The organism is Bradyrhizobium sp. USDA 3397 (assembly GCF_054060965.1).
Genome location: NZ_JBSSDS010000001.1, coordinates 5,291,018 through 5,307,596, shown reverse-complemented (window position 1 = coordinate 5,307,596; position 16,579 = coordinate 5,291,018). Strand labels below are relative to the sequence as shown.

The 16,579-nt window shown below is 64.0% G+C and carries 16 protein-coding genes; 8 read left to right on the top strand and 8 right to left on the bottom strand.

The window, feature by feature from the left end:
* Position 1 precedes the first annotated feature (1 nt).
* The 3 genes from ACVWYQ_RS24515 to ACVWYQ_RS24505 all read right to left on the bottom strand — a co-directional run bounded on the left by ACVWYQ_RS24515 (position 2) and on the right by ACVWYQ_RS24505 (position 3,303).
* Positions 2-1,330: a polyhydroxyalkanoate depolymerase gene (locus ACVWYQ_RS24515; RefSeq protein ID WP_025033269.1), complete on the bottom strand. Its 1,329-nt coding sequence runs from the start codon at positions 1,328-1,330 to the stop codon at positions 2-4.
* Between the two features lie 121 nt (positions 1,331-1,451).
* On the bottom strand, positions 1,452-2,270 hold the full coding sequence (locus ACVWYQ_RS24510; protein WP_271541684.1) for an ABC transporter permease: 819 nt from the start codon (positions 2,268-2,270) through the stop codon (positions 1,452-1,454).
* Positions 2,271-2,499: 229 nt separating this feature from the next.
* On the bottom strand, positions 2,500-3,303 hold the full coding sequence (locus ACVWYQ_RS24505; protein WP_271541682.1) for an ABC transporter ATP-binding protein: 804 nt from the start codon (positions 3,301-3,303) through the stop codon (positions 2,500-2,502).
* A 119-nt stretch (positions 3,304-3,422) separates the two neighbouring features.
* Here ACVWYQ_RS24505 and ACVWYQ_RS24500 point away from each other — a divergent pair, with 119 nt between their 5' ends.
* Both ACVWYQ_RS24500 and ACVWYQ_RS24495 read left to right on the top strand, forming a co-directional pair.
* Complete coding sequence (locus tag ACVWYQ_RS24500) at positions 3,423-4,745, top strand: ActS/PrrB/RegB family redox-sensitive histidine kinase (RefSeq protein ID WP_271541842.1); 1,323 nt, start codon at positions 3,423-3,425, stop codon at positions 4,743-4,745.
* Positions 4,746-4,847: 102 nt separating this feature from the next.
* A complete protein-coding gene (locus ACVWYQ_RS24495) occupies positions 4,848-5,402 on the top strand; it encodes an ActR/PrrA/RegA family redox response regulator transcription factor (protein ID WP_271541680.1) in 555 nt (184 codons plus the stop codon).
* Positions 5,403-5,497: 95 nt separating this feature from the next.
* Here ACVWYQ_RS24495 and ACVWYQ_RS24490 read toward each other — a convergent pair whose 3' ends face one another.
* Together ACVWYQ_RS24490 and ACVWYQ_RS24485 are read right to left on the bottom strand one after the other, a co-directional pair.
* Positions 5,498-5,986: an MmcB family DNA repair protein gene (locus ACVWYQ_RS24490; RefSeq protein ID WP_271541678.1), complete on the bottom strand. Its 489-nt coding sequence runs from the start codon at positions 5,984-5,986 to the stop codon at positions 5,498-5,500.
* Between the two features lie 138 nt (positions 5,987-6,124).
* Complete coding sequence (locus ACVWYQ_RS24485; protein WP_271541676.1) at positions 6,125-7,723, bottom strand: alpha-amylase family glycosyl hydrolase; 1,599 nt, start codon at positions 7,721-7,723, stop codon at positions 6,125-6,127.
* A 161-nt stretch (positions 7,724-7,884) separates the two neighbouring features.
* Between ACVWYQ_RS24485 and ACVWYQ_RS24480 the strand changes: the two genes are divergently transcribed.
* A complete protein-coding gene (locus tag ACVWYQ_RS24480; RefSeq protein WP_271541674.1) occupies positions 7,885-8,565 on the top strand; it encodes an MBL fold metallo-hydrolase in 681 nt (226 codons plus the stop codon).
* A gap of 80 nt (positions 8,566-8,645) precedes the next feature.
* Here the strand turns inward: ACVWYQ_RS24480 and ACVWYQ_RS24475 are convergent, their stop codons facing one another.
* Positions 8,646-9,011, bottom strand: a complete 366-nt coding sequence (locus ACVWYQ_RS24475; RefSeq protein WP_271541672.1) for a winged helix-turn-helix transcriptional regulator — start codon at positions 9,009-9,011, stop codon at positions 8,646-8,648.
* A 194-nt stretch (positions 9,012-9,205) separates the two neighbouring features.
* On the opposite strand from ACVWYQ_RS24475, the gene ACVWYQ_RS24470 reads away from it, so the two are divergent.
* Positions 9,206-9,508 carry a hypothetical protein gene (locus ACVWYQ_RS24470; protein ID WP_456726463.1) on the top strand — a complete coding sequence of 101 codons (303 nt, stop codon included), beginning with the start codon at positions 9,206-9,208 and terminating at the stop codon, positions 9,506-9,508.
* A 204-nt stretch (positions 9,509-9,712) separates the two neighbouring features.
* Here ACVWYQ_RS24470 and ACVWYQ_RS24465 read toward each other — a convergent pair whose 3' ends face one another.
* Positions 9,713-10,912, bottom strand: a complete 1,200-nt coding sequence (locus ACVWYQ_RS24465; protein WP_404545193.1) for an extracellular catalytic domain type 1 short-chain-length polyhydroxyalkanoate depolymerase — start codon at positions 10,910-10,912, stop codon at positions 9,713-9,715.
* A gap of 296 nt (positions 10,913-11,208) precedes the next feature.
* On the opposite strand from ACVWYQ_RS24465, the gene ACVWYQ_RS24460 reads away from it, so the two are divergent.
* The 3 genes from ACVWYQ_RS24460 (at position 11,209) to ACVWYQ_RS24450 (ending at position 14,241) form a co-directional block, all read left to right on the top strand.
* The gene (locus ACVWYQ_RS24460) at positions 11,209-11,343 is read left to right on the top strand and encodes a hypothetical protein (protein WP_456726462.1); all 135 of its coding nucleotides are present in this window, start codon (positions 11,209-11,211) and stop codon (positions 11,341-11,343) included.
* A gap of 44 nt (positions 11,344-11,387) precedes the next feature.
* The gene (locus tag ACVWYQ_RS24455) at positions 11,388-12,623 is read left to right on the top strand and encodes an LLM class flavin-dependent oxidoreductase (RefSeq protein WP_157285327.1); all 1,236 of its coding nucleotides are present in this window, start codon (positions 11,388-11,390) and stop codon (positions 12,621-12,623) included.
* 241 nt (positions 12,624-12,864) lie between these two features.
* Positions 12,865-14,241, top strand: a complete 1,377-nt coding sequence (locus tag ACVWYQ_RS24450; protein WP_456726461.1) for a cytochrome P450 — start codon at positions 12,865-12,867, stop codon at positions 14,239-14,241.
* A 278-nt stretch (positions 14,242-14,519) separates the two neighbouring features.
* Here ACVWYQ_RS24450 and ACVWYQ_RS24445 read toward each other — a convergent pair whose 3' ends face one another.
* On the bottom strand, positions 14,520-15,359 hold the full coding sequence (locus ACVWYQ_RS24445; protein ID WP_275501787.1) for an SDR family NAD(P)-dependent oxidoreductase: 840 nt from the start codon (positions 15,357-15,359) through the stop codon (positions 14,520-14,522).
* Positions 15,360-15,538: 179 nt separating this feature from the next.
* On the opposite strand from ACVWYQ_RS24445, the gene ACVWYQ_RS24440 reads away from it, so the two are divergent.
* The gene (locus ACVWYQ_RS24440; RefSeq protein WP_456726460.1) at positions 15,539-16,510 is read left to right on the top strand and encodes a sensor histidine kinase; all 972 of its coding nucleotides are present in this window, start codon (positions 15,539-15,541) and stop codon (positions 16,508-16,510) included.
* Positions 16,511-16,579: the final 69 nt, after the last annotated feature.

Genomic DNA, 16,579 nt, shown 5'->3' with positions numbered 1-16,579 from the left:
GTTATTCAGCCGCAAGCGCCTGCAACGAAGCAGGATTCGCAGCCGAAACCATGAAGTCGTGAATCCGCGGCACGATTTCCGACTTGAAACGCGATCCGTTGAACACGCCGTAATGTCCGACACCCTTCTGGACGTAATGAACGCGGCGATGATCGGGAATCGCGCTGCACAATGTGTGCGTCGCCTCGGTCTGACCGAGACCGGAGATGTCGTCGTTCTCGCCTTCGACCGTCATCAGCGCGACGCGCTTGACCTTGGAAGGATCGACGCGGGTTCCGCGATGGGTCATCTCGCCCTTCGGCAACGAGTGCTTCACGAACACGGTGTCGACGGTCTGCAGGTAATACTCGGCCGACAGATCCATCACCGCGAGATATTCGTCGTAGAAGTCGCGATGCTTGTCGGCGAGATCGCCGTCGCCCTTCACCAGATGGGCAAACAGCTGCTTGTGGGCATCCATGTGCCGGTCGAGATTCATGCTGATGAAGCCGTTGAGCTGCAAGAATCCTGGATAGACGTCGCGCATCATGCCCGGATGCGGGAACGGCACCTTTGTGATGACGTGGTTGCGGAACCAGTCGATGCCGCGTTCCTGGGCGAGGTTGTTCACCGCGGTCGGATTGCGACGGGTGTCGATCGGGCCGCCCATCAGCGTCATCGAGGTCGGCACGAACGGATCGCGCCGCGCTTCCATGATCGAGACCGCCGCGACGACGGGCACGGAGGGCTGGCACACCGCCATCACGTGAGTGTTGCCGCCGAGCACATGCAGCATCTCGATGACATAGTCGATGTAATCATCAAGATCGAAGCGGCCTTCGCTCAAGGGCACCATGCGGGCATCGGCCCAGTCGGTGATGTAGACCTCATGCGCCGGCAGGAAGGCTTCGACGGTGCCGCGCAGCAGCGTGGCATAATGGCCGGACATCGGCGCCACGATCAGCACGCGCGGCTGCGGGCTGCGCAGCGGACGGGCGAACTTGCGGTCGAAGTAGAGCAGCTTGCAGAACGGCTTTTCCCAGACCGAGCGGATCTCGACGGGGACGCGGATGCCGTTGACCTCGGTGTCGTTGAGACCCCATTCCGGCTTGCCGTAGCGGCGCGTGGTGCGCTCGAACAATTCGCAGGCCGCGGCGACCGACTTGCCGACCTCGGTGCGCGACCAGGGATTGAGGGGATTCTGAAACAGCAGCTTGGTCGCGTCGGTGACCGCACGCGCCGGATTGAGAGAGGCGTGCGCCATCTCGTACATCCAGTACATCGGCGTCGTCAGGACCGGACTGCCTTCTGCCGCCAGGGGCGGTGCGCCGCCGAACTCACCAATAGGCATCGTCATATTCCTCTTCGCATCGCAGCATACTGCCGAATGCGTAATATTGCGTCAATGCATGGTTCCGTACATCTACGTGCCGAAAACCGCCAAATCAGCGTGAATCCACGGGAAAGTGACTTTATTCACCGCCCGACAGCAGCGAACCGTGCCGCTTTGCGCTGCGCAAAAGGGCAAGGAATGCCCCAAAAGATGCAACCAAAAGGACGGCGTTGATGAGCAACGCCTCCATCATCAGATCGCTCCTGAACGTCTGCTCGATCAGCAGCGCGCGCATTCCCTCGAAGGCATAGGTGGGCGGCAACGCCCAGGCGACGTATTGCAGCCAGACCGGCAACACGCTGACGGGATAGTAGACGCAGGCAAGCGGCAGGATTGCGAACATCAAGGTCCAGACGATGCTCTCGGCGCCGAGGCCGTTACGCACCACGAGGCCGGAGACGAAGATGCCGACGGACCAGCTCGTGAAGATCAGATTGCAGAAGAACGCGATCAGCGGCAGGCCGAGGGCATAGATGTTGAAGTGAAACAGGAACAGCGCGAGCAGGGTCATCGGAATGATCCCGATCGCAAGCCGGATCAGGCTCATCACCATCAGCGCCAGCAGAAACTCGATCGGCCTCAAGGGGCTCATCATGAGATTGCCGAGGTTGCGCGCCCACATCTCCTCCAGGAACGAGATCGAGAAGCCGAGCTGGCCGCGGAACAGGATGTCCCAGAGGATGACGGCGCCGATCAGCGTGCCGCCGGCGCGCGCGAAGAAATTGGCGTTCTCGGCGATGTAATACTGGAGAAAGCCCCAGGTGATGACCTGCAGCGCCGGCCAATAGAGCAGCTCGAGCAGCCGCGGCCAGGACGACAGCAGCAGATACCAATAGCGCAGGATCATCGCGCCGATGCGATGAAGCGAGATGCCGCGGTGGAGGGAGAGGCCGGTCATAGGGGCAGCCCATAGCTCGGATGGAAAGTGTCATCCCGGGACGCGACATAGTCGCGGGCTATGATGCGCAATTGCGCATCTGAGGATTCATAACCACAGGATTGAATTTGGCGAAGACTCGGAGTTACCAGTCTCGCCTCGCAGCTGCCGCCTGTGGTTATGGATTCCGGGCTCGCGCTCCGCGCGCCCCGGAATGACGGGACCCTATCCAGGGCTCTACAACTCCCCCTCACCGCACCGCCTCCTTCGCCCCGTTCGCCCGGCCGCGGGCGACGTCCAGAAACACCTCCTCCAGCGTGGTGCGGTTGTAGCGGGCCATGATCGCCTCGGGGGTATCGTCGTCCTCGATGCGGCCGCGCTTCATGATGATGACGCGGTCGCAGAGCCGCTCGACCTCGAGCATGTTGTGCGAGGCGAGGAGAATGGTGGCGTTGTTGTCCCGGCGATACCGCTCCAGATGCGCCCGCACCCAATCGGCGGTATCTGGGTCGAGCGAGGCGGTCGGCTCGTCCAGGAGCAGCAGCTCGGGCTGATTGATCAGCGCCTTCGCCAGCGCAACGCGGGTCTTCTGCCCGGCGGAGAGCTTGCCGTTGGCGCGGTCGATGAAATCGCCGAGGTCGAGATCGGCGGCGAGCCTGGCAATGCGCTCAGTGAGGTTCTTCACCGCATAGAGCTTGCCGAACACGGTGAGGTTCTGCCGCACCGTGAGCCGCATCGGCATGTCCACATAGGGGCTTTCGAAATTCATCCGCCCCAGCACGGACGCACTCTCGTCCGGCATCTCGTGACCGAGCACCTGCACGCGGCCGGAGGTCGGCAGCACCAAGCCCATGATCATCGCGATGGTCGTGGTCTTGCCAGCGCCGTTGCCGCCGAGCAGCCCGGTGATGCTGCCGCGCGGCAGCGAAAAGGAGATGTCGTCGACGGCGCGGGTCTGCTTGTAGACCTTGACGAGGTGATCGACCGCAATTGCCGCGGACGAATCTTGATCCGCGACAGTCAGCCGACTTGAAGCCTTGCCATTCTCGGTCATGCTGGCCGTTCTTCTGCTATTGCATCGGCGAGCGCAAGGCTCGATGTAAGGGCTCCTCACCGGGCGGTTCCTTCAGCCTGGCGTCCGTGACCTTGGAAAGCGCCGCCACATTGGCCGATATGACCAAAATTGCCGATTCCGACTTCCATCACGCGCAGCGGCATATCCGGCTGGACACGATCCTGCGGCTGCGCTGGCTGGCGGTGCTGGGGCAGCTCGCCGCGATCTTCATCGTGGCCCAGGGGCTGGAGTTCAACGTCGAGATCATTCCCTGCGTCAGCATCATCGCGCTCTCGGCGGCGCTCAACCTCGCACTCCAGACCGCAGCCAATCCGATGCAGCGGCTGGAGCCGATGCAGGCGGCCGGCCTACTTGCGCTGAACATCGTCGAGCTGGCCGGCCTGTTGTTCTTCACCGGCGGACTGCAGAACCCGTTCTCGTTCCTGTTCCTCGCGCCCGTGCTGATTTCGGCCACGGCGCTGCCGGCCCGTTTCACCTTCGGCCTCGGCCTGCTCGCGGTGGCCTGCGCGTCGGTCCTGTTCTTCTTCCATTTTCCGCTGCCGTGGGATTCCGAGGATCCCCTGGTGCTGCCGCCGGTCTATCTCGTCGGGGTCTGGCTTTCGATTGCGCTCGCGATCGGCGTCACCAGCCTCTACTCGTTCCAGGTGACCGAGGAGGCGCGCAAGCTTGCGGACGCGCTGGCCGCAACCGAGCTGGTGCTGACGCGCGAGCAGCACCTGACCCAGCTCGATGGCCTTGCCGCCGCGGCCGCACACGAGCTCGGCACGCCGCTCGCGACGATCTTCCTGATCTCGCGCGAGCTGGAAAAGACGGTGAAGGAGCCAACCATTGCCGCCGACCTGAAGACCTTGCGCGAGCAGACCCAGCGCTGCCGCGACATCCTCAGCAAGATCACCCAGCTCTCCCCCACCGGGGCCCCGTTCGATCGCATGAAGCTGTCGGAGCTGATGGAGGAGGTGGTGGCCCCGCACCGCGATTTCGGCGTCGACATCAAGGTGCGGATCGCCGTGGCCGCGGCGACCGAGCCCGTCGGCTCACGCAATCCCGCGATCCTCTACGGCATCGGCAACATCGTCGAGAACGCGGTCGATTTCGCCCGCAGCACCGTCGAGGTGAACGCCTGGTGGAACCAGGACCATATCGAGCTCGTGATCTCCGACGACGGACCGGGCATTCCACCCGATATCCTCAACCGGATCGGCGAGCCCTATCTGTCGCGGCGACGGCCCCAGGATGATGGCGGCGGCGAACGGCGTGGCCTCGGCCTCGGCGTGTTCATCGCGCGCACCTTGCTGGAGCGCACCGGCGCCAAGGTCTCGTTTACCAACCGGATCTTTCCGGACCATGGTGCGGTGGTTCAGATCACATGGCCGCGACAGCGTTTTGAGGCTATCGAGACGCTCGAAGAAACAATAGGATAGCCGCGACCTTGCGTCGCACAACGGGGCGGATCGACCATTTGGCGCCTTGGCACCGCGCCGTTGCGGCGCCATATGTCAATGCGCTGGAGAGAGGACACAACCTTGAACGCCATTGCCGAACTGAACGAACAGACCGATCGCTCGCTGCTCATCGTTGAAGACGACAAGCCGTTTCTGGAGCGTTTGTCACGAGCCATGGAGAGCCGCGGCTTTTCGGTGACATCATGCGACACGGTCTCGGACGGGCTTGCGCAGATCGGCAAATCGGCGCCGGCGTTCGCGGTGGTGGATCTGCGGCTCGGCGACGGCAACGGCCTCGACGTGGTCTCGGCGCTCAAGAAGAAGCGGCCGGATGCGCGCGCGATCGTGCTGACCGGCTACGGCAACATCGCCACCGCGGTAACCGCGGTGAAGATGGGCGCGATCGATTATCTCTCCAAGCCCGCGGATGCCGACGACGTCGTCGCCGCACTGCTGTCGACCAACACGGACAAATCCGAGCTGCCGGCCAACCCGATGTCGGCCGACCGCGTCCGCTGGGAGCACATCCAGCGCATCTACGAGATGTGCAACCGCAACGTCTCGGAAACGGCGCGCCGGCTCAACATGCACCGGCGTACGCTGCAGCGGATCCTGGCCAAGCGCGCGCCGAGGTAAAGGTCTCGTAGTGTGGATTAGCCGAAGGCGTAATCCACCTCTCCCGCGTGCGGCGGCAATTGGTGGATTACGCTGCGCTAATCCACCCTACGCATTCATTCCCAAAAATCCGCGTGGCCCTGCGGATCGACCAGACGGTTGATCCGCAAGGCCGCCGCCATCGCGAAACGTAGCGTCATCTGCTTGCGGGTGGCGGCGGCGAGCTTGTGCTCGGGCGCCTCGCAATGCAGGTGCGCGCCGTAGGCGTCGGCGACGATCAGGCCGGTGTCACCGGGGAAGATCTCGCAGGGCAGATCCTGCGTGAAGGCGAAGAACAGCCGGTCGCAATGGGCACGGTATTCGTGCCATTTCTGATCGGCGCGCAAATCCTCGACCGACGACTTGATCTCGACGATCCAGATCTCGCCGCGCTCGTTCAGCGCGACGAGATCGGCACGCCGGCCCGACGGCAACGGCAATTCGCTGATGCAGGAGAAGCCGAGCGAGCGCAACAGACGCGCGGTGCCGCGCGCGATCGCCAGCGCCGTCTCCGACTGGCGACGATCCGGCGGCGGCACGAGTGTGATGCGGGCGGTGTTGTCCATACGGCGAGAATAGCCGATTCCATGAGGGGCGGACACCGTCTCCCCACCCGTCATTCCGGGGCGCGCCACCTGGCGCGAGCCCGGAATCCATAGTCACAGGCCGCGGTTGTGAAGCGACGCGCGCCCCGGGACGACAGTTTACGGCGCCGCCACCACCACGCCCTCGTTGCCGCGCAGGTCCAGCACGCCTTCGATCTCCTCACCTTCGCGATCCAGGAACGTCGACAGCAAGATGCTGCTGCCGAAACGGATCGCGCTGGTGGTCACCGCGACCGGATCGGGGCCGAGATTGAGCGCGACGATCACGGCCTTGCCGCCGGCCTCGCGGCGGTAGATCAGGAGATCACCTTGCGCGGCGATCGGATGATAATCGCCCGTGACCAGCGGAGGGCAGCTCTTCCGCAAGCCGATCAGGCGCTTGTAGAGGCTGAGGATCGAGCGGGAATCGGCTTCGAGATTGGCGACATTCTCGCGGATGTGGTCCTCCGGCAGCGGCAGCCACGGCCTTGCTTGCGAAAAACCGGCGAAGTTCGAGGAATCCCACTGCATCGGCGTGCGGCAGCCGTCGCGGCCGACACCGATGCCGGGCACGTTCTTCTCGAAGGGATCGCGCACGTCCTCCGGCGCGATCGCGAGCTGGTGCATGCCGATCTCGTCGCCGTAGTACAGCGTCGGCGTGCCGCGCAGCGTCAGCAGCAGCATGGCCGCGACGCGGGCCTGCTCGGGCCCGACGCGGCTCGCGACGCGGGGGCGATCGTGATTGCCGAGCACCCAGTTGGGCCAGGCACCGCGCGGCAGCGCCTTTTCGTAGTCCTCGATGATCTTCTCGATCGAGCGGGCGCTCCAGAAGGTCGAGAGCAGCGCGAAGTTGAACGGCATCTGCGCGCCGGTGAGATCGTTGCCGTAATAGGCCATGAGGCGATGCAGCGGCAGATAGATCTCGCCGATCAGGACGCGCGCGCCATAGGAATCGGTGACGCGCCGCATCTCGGCGATGACGTCATGCACCTCCGGCTGGTCGGTGGAATATTGCGTAAGGATTTTTTCGTTCGGCGGACGACCCTCGACGTAGTGCGGGTTAGCCGGATTGTCGCGGAATTCGGCGTCCTTGATCAGGTGCCAGATCACGTCGACGCGAAAGCCGTCGACGCCCTTGTCCAGCCAGAACCGCATCACGTCGTAGATCGCGGCGCGGACGTCCGGATTGCGCCAGTTGAGGTCCGGCTGCTGGGCGAGGAAGGCGTGGTAGTAATATTGCCCCGTGGTCTCGTCGAAAGCCCACGCGCTGCCGCCGAACTCGGACAACCAATTGTTCGGCACGCCCCCGCCTGGCGCCGGATCGCGCCAGATGTACCAGTCGCGCTTGGGATTGTCGCGCGAGGACCGGCTCTCGATGAACCAGGGGTGCTGGTCGGAGGTGTGGTTCGGCACGAGGTCGAGGATCAGCTTCAGGCCATTGTCGTGGGCGGCCGCGAGCAACGCGTCGAAATCGGCCATCGTGCCGAACAGCGGCTCGATGCCGACATAGTCCGAGATGTCGTAGCCGAAATCGGCCATCGGCGAGGGAAAGATCGGCGACAGCCAGATCGCATCGACGCCGAGCGATTTGACGTAAGGCAGCCGCTTGAGGATGCCGGCGAGATCGCCGACGCCGTCTCCGTCCGAGTCCTGAAACGAGCGCGGATAAATCTGATAGAAGATGCCGTCGCGCCACCAATTCTCGTTGTCGTGAGCCATGCCGAAGACCACCCAAATCTGACGCCTTGCGCGGGAGAACGCGACAGCAACGCCCCGGTTCAAATTGGCAGGCCAATTGGGACGGCCGTGTGACGGTTGTTCCCCGGTGCGGGGACGAATCTTTTGCTTGGCGGCTCGGCAAAAATCGGCATTGTGAGGCCATGACCGAGCAAAACGACACTCAAGAATCCCGGCAAGCGAAGGCGGGCGCGATCATCGTTCCCGTGACGCTGTTCGAACAGAACTGCACCATCATCTGGGACGAGCCTTCCAAGAAGGCCGTGGTGATCGATCCCGGCGGCGACGTGCCGAAGATCCTGGACGCGATCAAGCAGACCGGCGTCACCGTGGAGAAGATCTGGCTGACCCATGGTCATATCGACCACGTCGGCGGCGCGGCCGAGCTGCGCGATGCGCTCAAGGTGCCGATCGAGGGACCGCATGTCGCGGACAAGTTCCTGCTCGACAACGTCGTGGCGAGCGGCGCGCGCTTCGGCATGACCGGAGGACGCGATTTCACGCCCGACCGCTGGCTCGACGAGGGCGACAGCGTGTCGATCGGCGGCTTGCAGTTCGACATCCTGCATTGTCCAGGTCATTCACCCGGCAGCGTGGTGTTCTTCAACAATGATCTGCGGTTTGCCCATGTCGGCGACGTCCTGTTCGCCGGCTCGGTCGGACGCACCGACCTGCCCGGCGGCAGTCACGCCACGCTGATCAGTTCGATCAAGACGAAATTGCTGCCGCTCGGCGACGATGTCGGCTTCATCTGCGGCCACGGCGCCGGCTCGAGCATCGGCCAGGAGCGGATGACCAATCCGTTCATCACCGGCGAGATGTAGGCTTATTGCTCGCGCATGATCTAGTCGGAAAACCGCTTCACTCTTTACGCGAGCGCGGCCCTTCGGGTCCGGATCATGCGCTATTCGGCAGCCTCGGTGAGCACGGGCTCGCCGAGGTTTCGTTCACCCCATTCGCGGATCGCCGCGACGACGGGCACAAAACTCTTTCCTTTTCGCGTCAGGCGGTACTCGACCTTCGGCGGCACCTCGCCGAAATCCTTGCGGTCGATCAGGCCGCTCATCGTCAACGCCTTCAATTCGCGGCTGAGCACGCGCGGGGTGATCTCGGCGCTGCCTGACGCGCCGCGCAGCAAGCCGCTTCTGATCTCGCCGTAGCGGCGCGGGCCGTCCTTGAGATCCCAGACGATGCGCAGCTTGTATTTGCCGCTGATCATCTTCTGAAACGCCGCAACCGGACAGATGCGCGCGGGAGACGTCTTCGCCATGTCGTTTCCTCCATGTGGAAGATTCTTGTTTTGACGCGTTTTCTCTACGCGAACCGGTACCACTTCGCTCGAAAACGCTATGCGACGAGGATAGGAGCAACGGCAAAAAAGTCCATACTATCAATTTTGTCCATACTTGCGGGATCGTATCGAGCGCGCAGATGATGACGCACAAGACGAACAGGGAGCGTCACATGAAGCACTTCATGATCAGATACGAGTTCAAGAACGGCACGACGGAGGAGTGGCACCGCGAGATCGGCCGCTTCATCAGGGCGATCGACGCCGATGCGGAGCTGAAGGGAAGGATCGGCTATCGTTGCCTGAAGCATCGCGACGACGGCAGTTATCTCCACTTCGCCAGCGTCGCCGACGATACTGCGCAGAAAACGCTGCAATCGCGCGACTTCTTCAAGCACTATCAGGAGATGACGCGGAAAGTCGCAGGCGGCGAAATCAGCGTGACGCCGGTCGAGGTGATCGATCAGACGGGGTAGCTTTTCGCGGAGCTGAATTGAAGCCGCCGCTACAAACTCCGCTGTCATCCCGGACAAGCGCAAGCGCAGATCCGGGATCCATAACCACGGGGAGATGTGGTTACGGGGACTCGGAGTCACCTCTTCGTGCCCAACTTTGTCCTGTGGCTATGGGTCCCGGATCGGCGCGCGCTTCAGGCGCGCTTGTCCGGGACGACAGCGGGGCTACTTCATCAGCCCCGCGGCCGTGAGCGCGCGCGTGATGATCTGGCCGAGGTCGAAGCCGCGCGCCTTCTCGCCCTGCGGCTCGGCCGGCTCCGCGGCGACGAGGGTGCGGATCGAGCGGGCGAGATGCGGCGCGGGCGAGAGCGCCGGCTTCGCGGCAGGCTTCGTCGCGGACTTCGTCGTGGATTTGGCTTCCGCCTTCGTCGTCGCGGCGTCCGCAATCCAGCCGGTGAGGCCGAAGAACTTTGCGATGTGGTAGGACGAGGAGATGCCGGCCTCGATCAGGAAGGCGCCTTCGATGCCGTAGCGCTGATCGTTGTCGGCGAGCCCCAGCGGCGTGCCGTGCGCCATGTCGGTGATGGCATAGGACTCGACCAGCGTCTCGCCGTCCTCGTCCCACCAGGCCTGGCGCGGATAGCCGTCGACATTGGTCTCCGCCATCGGCAGTTCGGGCAGGCCGTGCAGGTCGAGCCATTGCTTGACGATCTCGTTGGCATTGCCGGGATTGACGGTGCGGTCGGCGCTGCCGTGCCACACCGAGACCCTCGGCCAAGGGCCGCGATGGTCGGAGGCGCTGCGCACGAGATCGCCGAGCTCGCGCGAAGGGCGCGCCGGGGAATGAAACATGCCGTCGAGCGCCTCGCGCAAGTTCGAGGCGATGCCGTAAGGCAGCCCGGCAATGATCGCGCCGGCCGCGAAAACTTCCGGATAGGTCGCGAGCATCACCGAGGTCATGCCGCCGCCGGCCGACAGGCCGGTGATGAAGACGCGCCTGGGATCGATGCGATGCGTCTTCACCATGTGCGCGATCATCGCGCGGATCGAACGCGGCTCGCCGCTGTCCCGCGCGGTGTCCTCCGGATTGAACCAGTTGAAGCAGGTGTTGGCATTGTTGATGCGCTGCTGCTCGGGCATCAATAGCGCAAAGCCGTAATGTTGCGCGAGCGTCGACCAGCCCGCGCCGAGATCGTAAGCGGCCGCCGTTTGCCCGCAGCCATGCAGCACGACGACGAGCGCGCGCGGCCGCTGCAATTGCGCCGGCACGAACGCGAACATGCGCAAGGCGCCGGGATTGTCGCCGAAGCCGGTGACCTCCTGCAGCGGGCTAGATCCATCTGCACCGCGGCCGGGCTCGGCGAAGCGCAGTCCGTCCAGCCGGGGCAGACGTCTCAAGAGGTCGATGTTTCTGGCTAACGACACGGCAAGTTCCTGGTGGGCGACGTTCAACGTCCAGCCCAACCAGATAGTTGCTGCGGCGCAAAATAAAAAGACCGTGCGCTGTCAATCTCGGGAAATTGGCTGAGAATCCGCAAGAATCCGCACGCATTAACCGCAACGTCGCAATCTCGTGCCGGTGCGCGGCGCATCCGCGCGGGAAATGGGGCGCCGATCATGACGAATGTCACAAATGACACGAGCGAGGCGAGGAATTCTGCGCGCGCTGATTGTGAGGCTTCGACGTGGAGGTGTCGAACGCGAATGAAGGGACCCGCCCAATGGCGCTGCGTGTCGTAATCGTGATGAAGCGCGAAGCGGGCGAGGACTACGCAACGTCTCGCTTGCCGCCGCGCATGCCTGCATTCCACCGCGCGGGACATCGCGTGATTGCGTTCGTGCCGTCAGGCACGTAGCCTGACACGACCAACAAACAGAAAATTCAGCCGGAGAGACCGCCATGGCGCGCCTGAAGTTCGGAGCCTTTCTTGCCCCGCATCACCCGATCGGGGAGCATCCGATGCTCCAGTTCCGGCGCGATCTCGATCTGGTCGAGCAGCTGGACGCGCTCGGCTACGACGAGTTTTGGTGCGGCGAGCATCATTCCTCGGGCTGGGAGATGATCGCCTCGCCCGAGATGTTCCTGGCCGCCGCCGGCGAGCGCACCAAGCGGATCAAGCTCGGCACCGGCGTGGTGTCGCTGCCCTATCACCATCCCTTCAACGTCGCCCAGCGCATGGTGCAGCTCGACCACATGACCGGCGGCCGCGCCATTTTCGGCTCCGGACCGGGCGCGCTCGCCTCCGATGCGCACACGCTCGGCATCGATCCGATGACGCAGCGCGACCGTCAGGACGAGGCGATCGGCATCATCCGCCGCCTTTTCAACGGCGAGCGCGTCACCGCCAGGAGCGACTGGTTCACGATGAACGACGCCGCGCTGCAGATCCTGCCTTTGCAGGAGGAGATGCCGTTCGTGGTGGCCTCGCAGATCTCGCCCTCCGGCATGACGCTGGCCGGCAAATACGGCATCGGCATCATCTCGCTGGGCTCGATGACGACGCAGGGCCTGATGTCGCTGCAGCAGCAATGGCAGTTCGCCGAGGATGCCGCCAAGAAGCACGGAACCACGGTGCGTCGCGCCGACTGGCGCGTGCTCCTGACCTGGCACATCGCCGAGACACGTGAACAAGCCCGCCGCGAGGCCGGCGCCGGCCTGATGCGCTGGCACAACGAATATAATGTCGGCACGCTGCAGCGGCCGGGCCTCACCGCGTTCTCCTCGCCCGACGAGGCCGTCGACAAGACCGCCTTCGTCGAGGGCGCGGCGTCCACGATCGGCACGCCCGACGATCTCGTCAAGACCATCAAGAACGTGATGCAGGTCTCCGGCGGCGTCGGCGCCATCATCGGCTTCGTGCACGACTGGGCCAATCCGGAAAACACCCGCCGGAGCTGGGACATGGTGGCGCGCTACGTTGTGCCGGAGATCAACGGCTATATCGACGGTCTTCGCAAGTCGCAGAAATTCGTGATCGAGAACCGCGCGATCTTCGAGCGTGCCGGCCAGGCTGTGATGGCCAAGATCATGGAGAACGAGAAGGCCGCCGAGGCGCTGAAGGTGACCGGCCCCGGCCGTGTCGCCATTCCCGCCGTCAACGCGCCGGATCTGCAGAAGGAAGCGGCGAAGCGTTAGGCACTCCACTCGTCGTCCCGGGGCGCGCGCAGCGCGAGCCCGGGACCCATAACCACAGGATGCGGATTTACGAAGACTCGGAGCTACCAGCCTCGCACCAAAACTCCTCCCTGTGGTTATGGGTCCCCGCCTCCGCGGGGACGACGGCGGTGGGAGTGACGATTTTGTGCGCAAGACGACCGCAGCTCATCGCGCCCGGATCGTGCTATGTTTGCTGGGCTAGGCAATCGGAGCAATCGTCATGTCGATGCAGAATGTGGCCGCCCCTGCGCTTCCGTTCACTCCGCCCAGGCGCAACGAGCTGACCCACATTCCCGGCGACGAAGGCTGGCCGATCATCGGCAAGACCTTTCAGGTGCTCGCCGATCCCAAGGGCCATATCGAGGCGAACGGCGCCAAGTACGGCCTGGTCTACCGCACGCACTTTTTCGGCGAGACCAATGTCGTGCTGCTGGGGCCCGAGGCCAACGAGCTCGTGCTGTTCGACCAGCAGAAGCTGTTCTCCTCGACCCATGGCTGGGACAAGGTGCTGGGGCTGTTGTTTCCGCGCGGATTGATGCTGCTGGATTTCGAGGAGCATCGCCTGCATCGCAAGGCGCTCTCGGTCGCGTTCAAGTCCGGGCCGATGAAGTCCTATCTCGGCGACCTCGACCGCGGCATCTCCGCGCGCGTCGCGCAGTGGAAGGCAAAGCCCGGCGAGATGCAGCTTTATCCGGCGATGAAGCAGCTCACGCTCGATCTCGCCGCGGCCTCGTTCCTCGGCGCCGATATCGGGCCCGAGGTCGACGAGATCAACCGCGCCTTCGTCGACATGGTGGCCGCCGCCGTCACCCCGATCCGCCGCCCCCTGCCCGGCACCCAGATGGCGCGGGGGGTGAAGGGACGCAAGCGCATCATCGCCTATTTCCGCGAGCAGATTCCGCTGCGGCGCGGCAATCACGGCGGCGACGATCTGTTCTCGCAGCTCTGCCGCGCCACCCATGAGAACGGCGCGCTGCTGTCGGACCAGGACATCATCGACCATATGAGCTTCCTGATGATGGCCGCGCACGACACGCTGACCTCGTCGCTGACCTCCTTCATCGGCGAGCTCGCCGCCAATCCGGACTGGCAGGACCGGCTGCGCGCGGAGGTGCTCGCGCTCGGCCTCGCCTCCGGCGCGCCGACCAGCTTCGACGATCTCGAGAAGATGCCGCTGACCGAGATGGCGTTCAAGGAAGCGCTGCGGCTCAAGCCGCCGGTGCCGTCGATGCCGCGCCGCGCGATGCGCGATTTCAGCTTCAAGGGTTTTGCGATCCCCGCCGGCACGGCGATCGGCATCAACCCGCTCTATACCCACCACATGAAGGAGATCTGGCCGGAGCCGGACCGCTTCGATCCCCTGCGCTTCACCGAGGACGCACAGCGTGGCCGTCACCGTTTCGCCTTCGTGCCGTTTGGCGGCGGCGCGCATATGTGCCTCGGCCTGCACTTCGCCTACATGCAGGCGAAATGTTTCGCGCGGCATTTCCTGGAGAATATCGAGGTGTCGCTCGCGCCAGGCTACAAGCCGGACTGGCAGATGTGGCCGATCCCGAAGCCGCGGGACGGGCTGCGGGTGAAGGTGAAGGCGGTGTAGCTTTTCGTGTCCAGGACGCGCGAAGCGCGAGCCGGGACCCAGATTGCCACAGGCAAGCTGCGGATGGATGGGCCCCCGGCTCTGCGGAGCGGCGCTTCGCGCCGCACCACGTCCGGGGCACGAGACTATCCGCTACACCCCCTTGTCGAACGCCTTGCGCAGTAGAACTCGTAGGGTGGGCAAAGGCGCGGAGCGCCGTGCCCACGATTTGCCGCGACGGAAAGAATGGTGGGCACGCTTCGCTTTGCCCACCCTACTGCACCGTCATCTGCCGCCGCCTACGCCCCTTGATCGAACGCCTTGCGCAAGGCCACATAGCCCTGCTGCTGTTGACTCCAGTTGCGGCCGCCGGTCATGGCGCCGTCGACGACGAGGTCGTGGCCGTTGATGAAGCTGGATTCGTCGCTGGCCAGGAACACTGCGGCCTGGGCGATATCTTCAGGAAGACCCGCGCGGGGGATCGGCTGCGCGGTCTTGTAGACCTCGCGCATCACCGCCGGCGTCTTCTCGGCGGCATCGGTCGAGAGCCCCAGCGCCTTGCCGAAGATGCCGGTCGCGATCGCGCCGGGCGAGATCGAATTGACGCGAACATTGGATTCGCCGAGCTCCATCGCCACGCATTTGGTGAGATGGATCACCGCCGCCTTGGCCGCGCCATAGACCATCGACGACGAGAAGCCGGCGAGGCGGCCGGCAATGCTGCCATTGTTGATGATGCTGCCTCCGCCCTGCTTCTTCATGTAGGGCGCGGCGTGCTTCATGCCGAGCATGACACTGCGCACCAGCGTCGCCATGGCCGCATCGAACCGCTCGACCTCGAGCCCTTCGATGCCGCCGGTCTGCGCCGGCCCGCCGGCATTATTGAACAGGCAATCGATCCTGCCGAACTTGTCGGCCGCGAGCGCGATCAGCGCCTGCATCTGCGCTTCGACGGTGACGTCGGTCTGACGGAAGATGCAGCTTTCCCCGAGCTGCTTCGCCAGCGCCTCGCCTTCCGGTACGCGCCGGCCTGCGATCACAATTTTGGCACCTTCGGCAACGAAGACTTCCGCAGTGCGCAATCCGATGCCGCTCGTCGCCCCCGTGATCACCGCAACCTTGCCGTCCAGCCTGCCCATGGAATTTTCCTGTTTTCGAGTGATTTGATGCCAAATGGCGAATGCCGGCCGCCGCCGTCGCCGCAGCGGTCACTATTCCTGCCCGCTTCCGACAAGGCAAGCTATGCTTGTATGGGCGGCATGCGTAACATCCTCACGGGCCGCTCGATCGTCGAACGCCTATCGCAACCAGGCAGGGCATGAGGAAGCTGATCGAGGAGTTCCGCAAGGGCTGGCAGGGTGCGGCGCCGCCCTCGCTCGCTCTGAGCATCGGCTTTGCGGTGGTCTGCCTGTCGGCTGCAACCCTGGTCCGCTGGGGCCTCGCTCAGGTTCGTCCCGACATCTATTTCACGCCGTACTTCCCGGCCGTCTTCTTTGCTGCGGCCCTGGGCGGATTCCGGATCGGCATCGTGACGGCGCTCGTCGGCGGCGTGCTCGGCGTCGCGCTGAATTTCGGCGATGCGTTTGCCGATCGCGCGCGGTTTGTCCTGCTGGCGCTTTACTGGGCCGTGTGCGCGATCACCATCTGGGGTGTCGAGCACTATCGCACCATGCTGGCCGAGCAGCGCCGAATTTCCAGACGCCTGATCGAGGAAGAAGATTATCGCAAGCTGCTGGTCGAGGAGCTCCAGCATCGGCTGAAGAACAAGCTGTCGACGGTGCATGCCGTGGTGCACCAGGTGTTGCACGACCAGCCGCAGGTCTGGGCTCGGGTCGATCCGCGGCTGCGCTCGCTGGCCGCAACCGATGATCTGATTTCGCGGATCGACAAGGCCGGCTGCGACATCCGCGACCTCCTGATCTCCGAGCTCGGGCCTTACGGCCATGTCCGTTTCACGCTCAACGGCGAGCGGCTGTTCCTGCCGCCCAAGCTCGCGGTCACGCTGTCATTGATGTTTCACGAGCTTGCCACCAATGCAGGCAAGTACGGCGCATTCTCCTCACCGCGCGGTCTGTTGCAGGTGTCATGGACCATCACCGACGACCGCCTGACGATCACCTGGGACGAAACCGAAGGACCGAGCGTGGACAAGGTGTCGGAGCCCGGCTTCGGCACCAAGCTCTTGAAGTCGGCACTGTCGGCTTTCGACGGCAAAACCGAGATCTCGTATCTGAAAACCGGGCTGCATTGCATCATGCAGTGTCGAATTCCACGAAGCGACGAGCGGTAAGGCTCAAGTGTCGCAACGTGGGAGGTGCGCTCCCTCCCCCGCTTGCGCAGGGCAATCGCATTTGGATTT

Excerpts from the sequence above, each read along its gene's own strand:
- ACVWYQ_RS24515 (WP_025033269.1), bottom strand. The coding sequence starts at position 1,330 with ATGCCTATTGGTGAGTTCGGCGGCGCACCGCCCCTGGCGGCAGAAGGC.
- ACVWYQ_RS24510 (WP_271541684.1), bottom strand. The coding sequence starts at position 2,270 with ATGACCGGCCTCTCCCTCCACCGCGGCATCTCGCTTCATCGCATCGGC.
- ACVWYQ_RS24505 (WP_271541682.1), bottom strand. The coding sequence starts at position 3,303 with ATGACCGAGAATGGCAAGGCTTCAAGTCGGCTGACTGTCGCGGATCAA.
- ACVWYQ_RS24500 (WP_271541842.1), top strand. The coding sequence starts at position 3,423 with ATGACCAAAATTGCCGATTCCGACTTCCATCACGCGCAGCGGCATATC.
- ACVWYQ_RS24490 (WP_271541678.1), bottom strand. The coding sequence starts at position 5,986 with ATGGACAACACCGCCCGCATCACACTCGTGCCGCCGCCGGATCGTCGC.
- ACVWYQ_RS24485 (WP_271541676.1), bottom strand. The coding sequence starts at position 7,723 with ATGGCTCACGACAACGAGAATTGGTGGCGCGACGGCATCTTCTATCAG.
- ACVWYQ_RS24480 (WP_271541674.1), top strand. The coding sequence starts at position 7,885 with ATGACCGAGCAAAACGACACTCAAGAATCCCGGCAAGCGAAGGCGGGC.
- ACVWYQ_RS24475 (WP_271541672.1), bottom strand. The coding sequence starts at position 9,011 with ATGGCGAAGACGTCTCCCGCGCGCATCTGTCCGGTTGCGGCGTTTCAG.
- ACVWYQ_RS24470 (WP_456726463.1), top strand. The coding sequence starts at position 9,206 with ATGAAGCACTTCATGATCAGATACGAGTTCAAGAACGGCACGACGGAG.
- ACVWYQ_RS24460 (WP_456726462.1), top strand. The coding sequence starts at position 11,209 with ATGGCGCTGCGTGTCGTAATCGTGATGAAGCGCGAAGCGGGCGAGGAC.
- ACVWYQ_RS24455 (WP_157285327.1), top strand. The coding sequence starts at position 11,388 with ATGGCGCGCCTGAAGTTCGGAGCCTTTCTTGCCCCGCATCACCCGATC.
- ACVWYQ_RS24450 (WP_456726461.1), top strand. The coding sequence starts at position 12,865 with ATGTCGATGCAGAATGTGGCCGCCCCTGCGCTTCCGTTCACTCCGCCC.
- ACVWYQ_RS24445 (WP_275501787.1), bottom strand. The coding sequence starts at position 15,359 with ATGGGCAGGCTGGACGGCAAGGTTGCGGTGATCACGGGGGCGACGAGC.
- ACVWYQ_RS24440 (WP_456726460.1), top strand. The coding sequence starts at position 15,539 with ATGAGGAAGCTGATCGAGGAGTTCCGCAAGGGCTGGCAGGGTGCGGCG.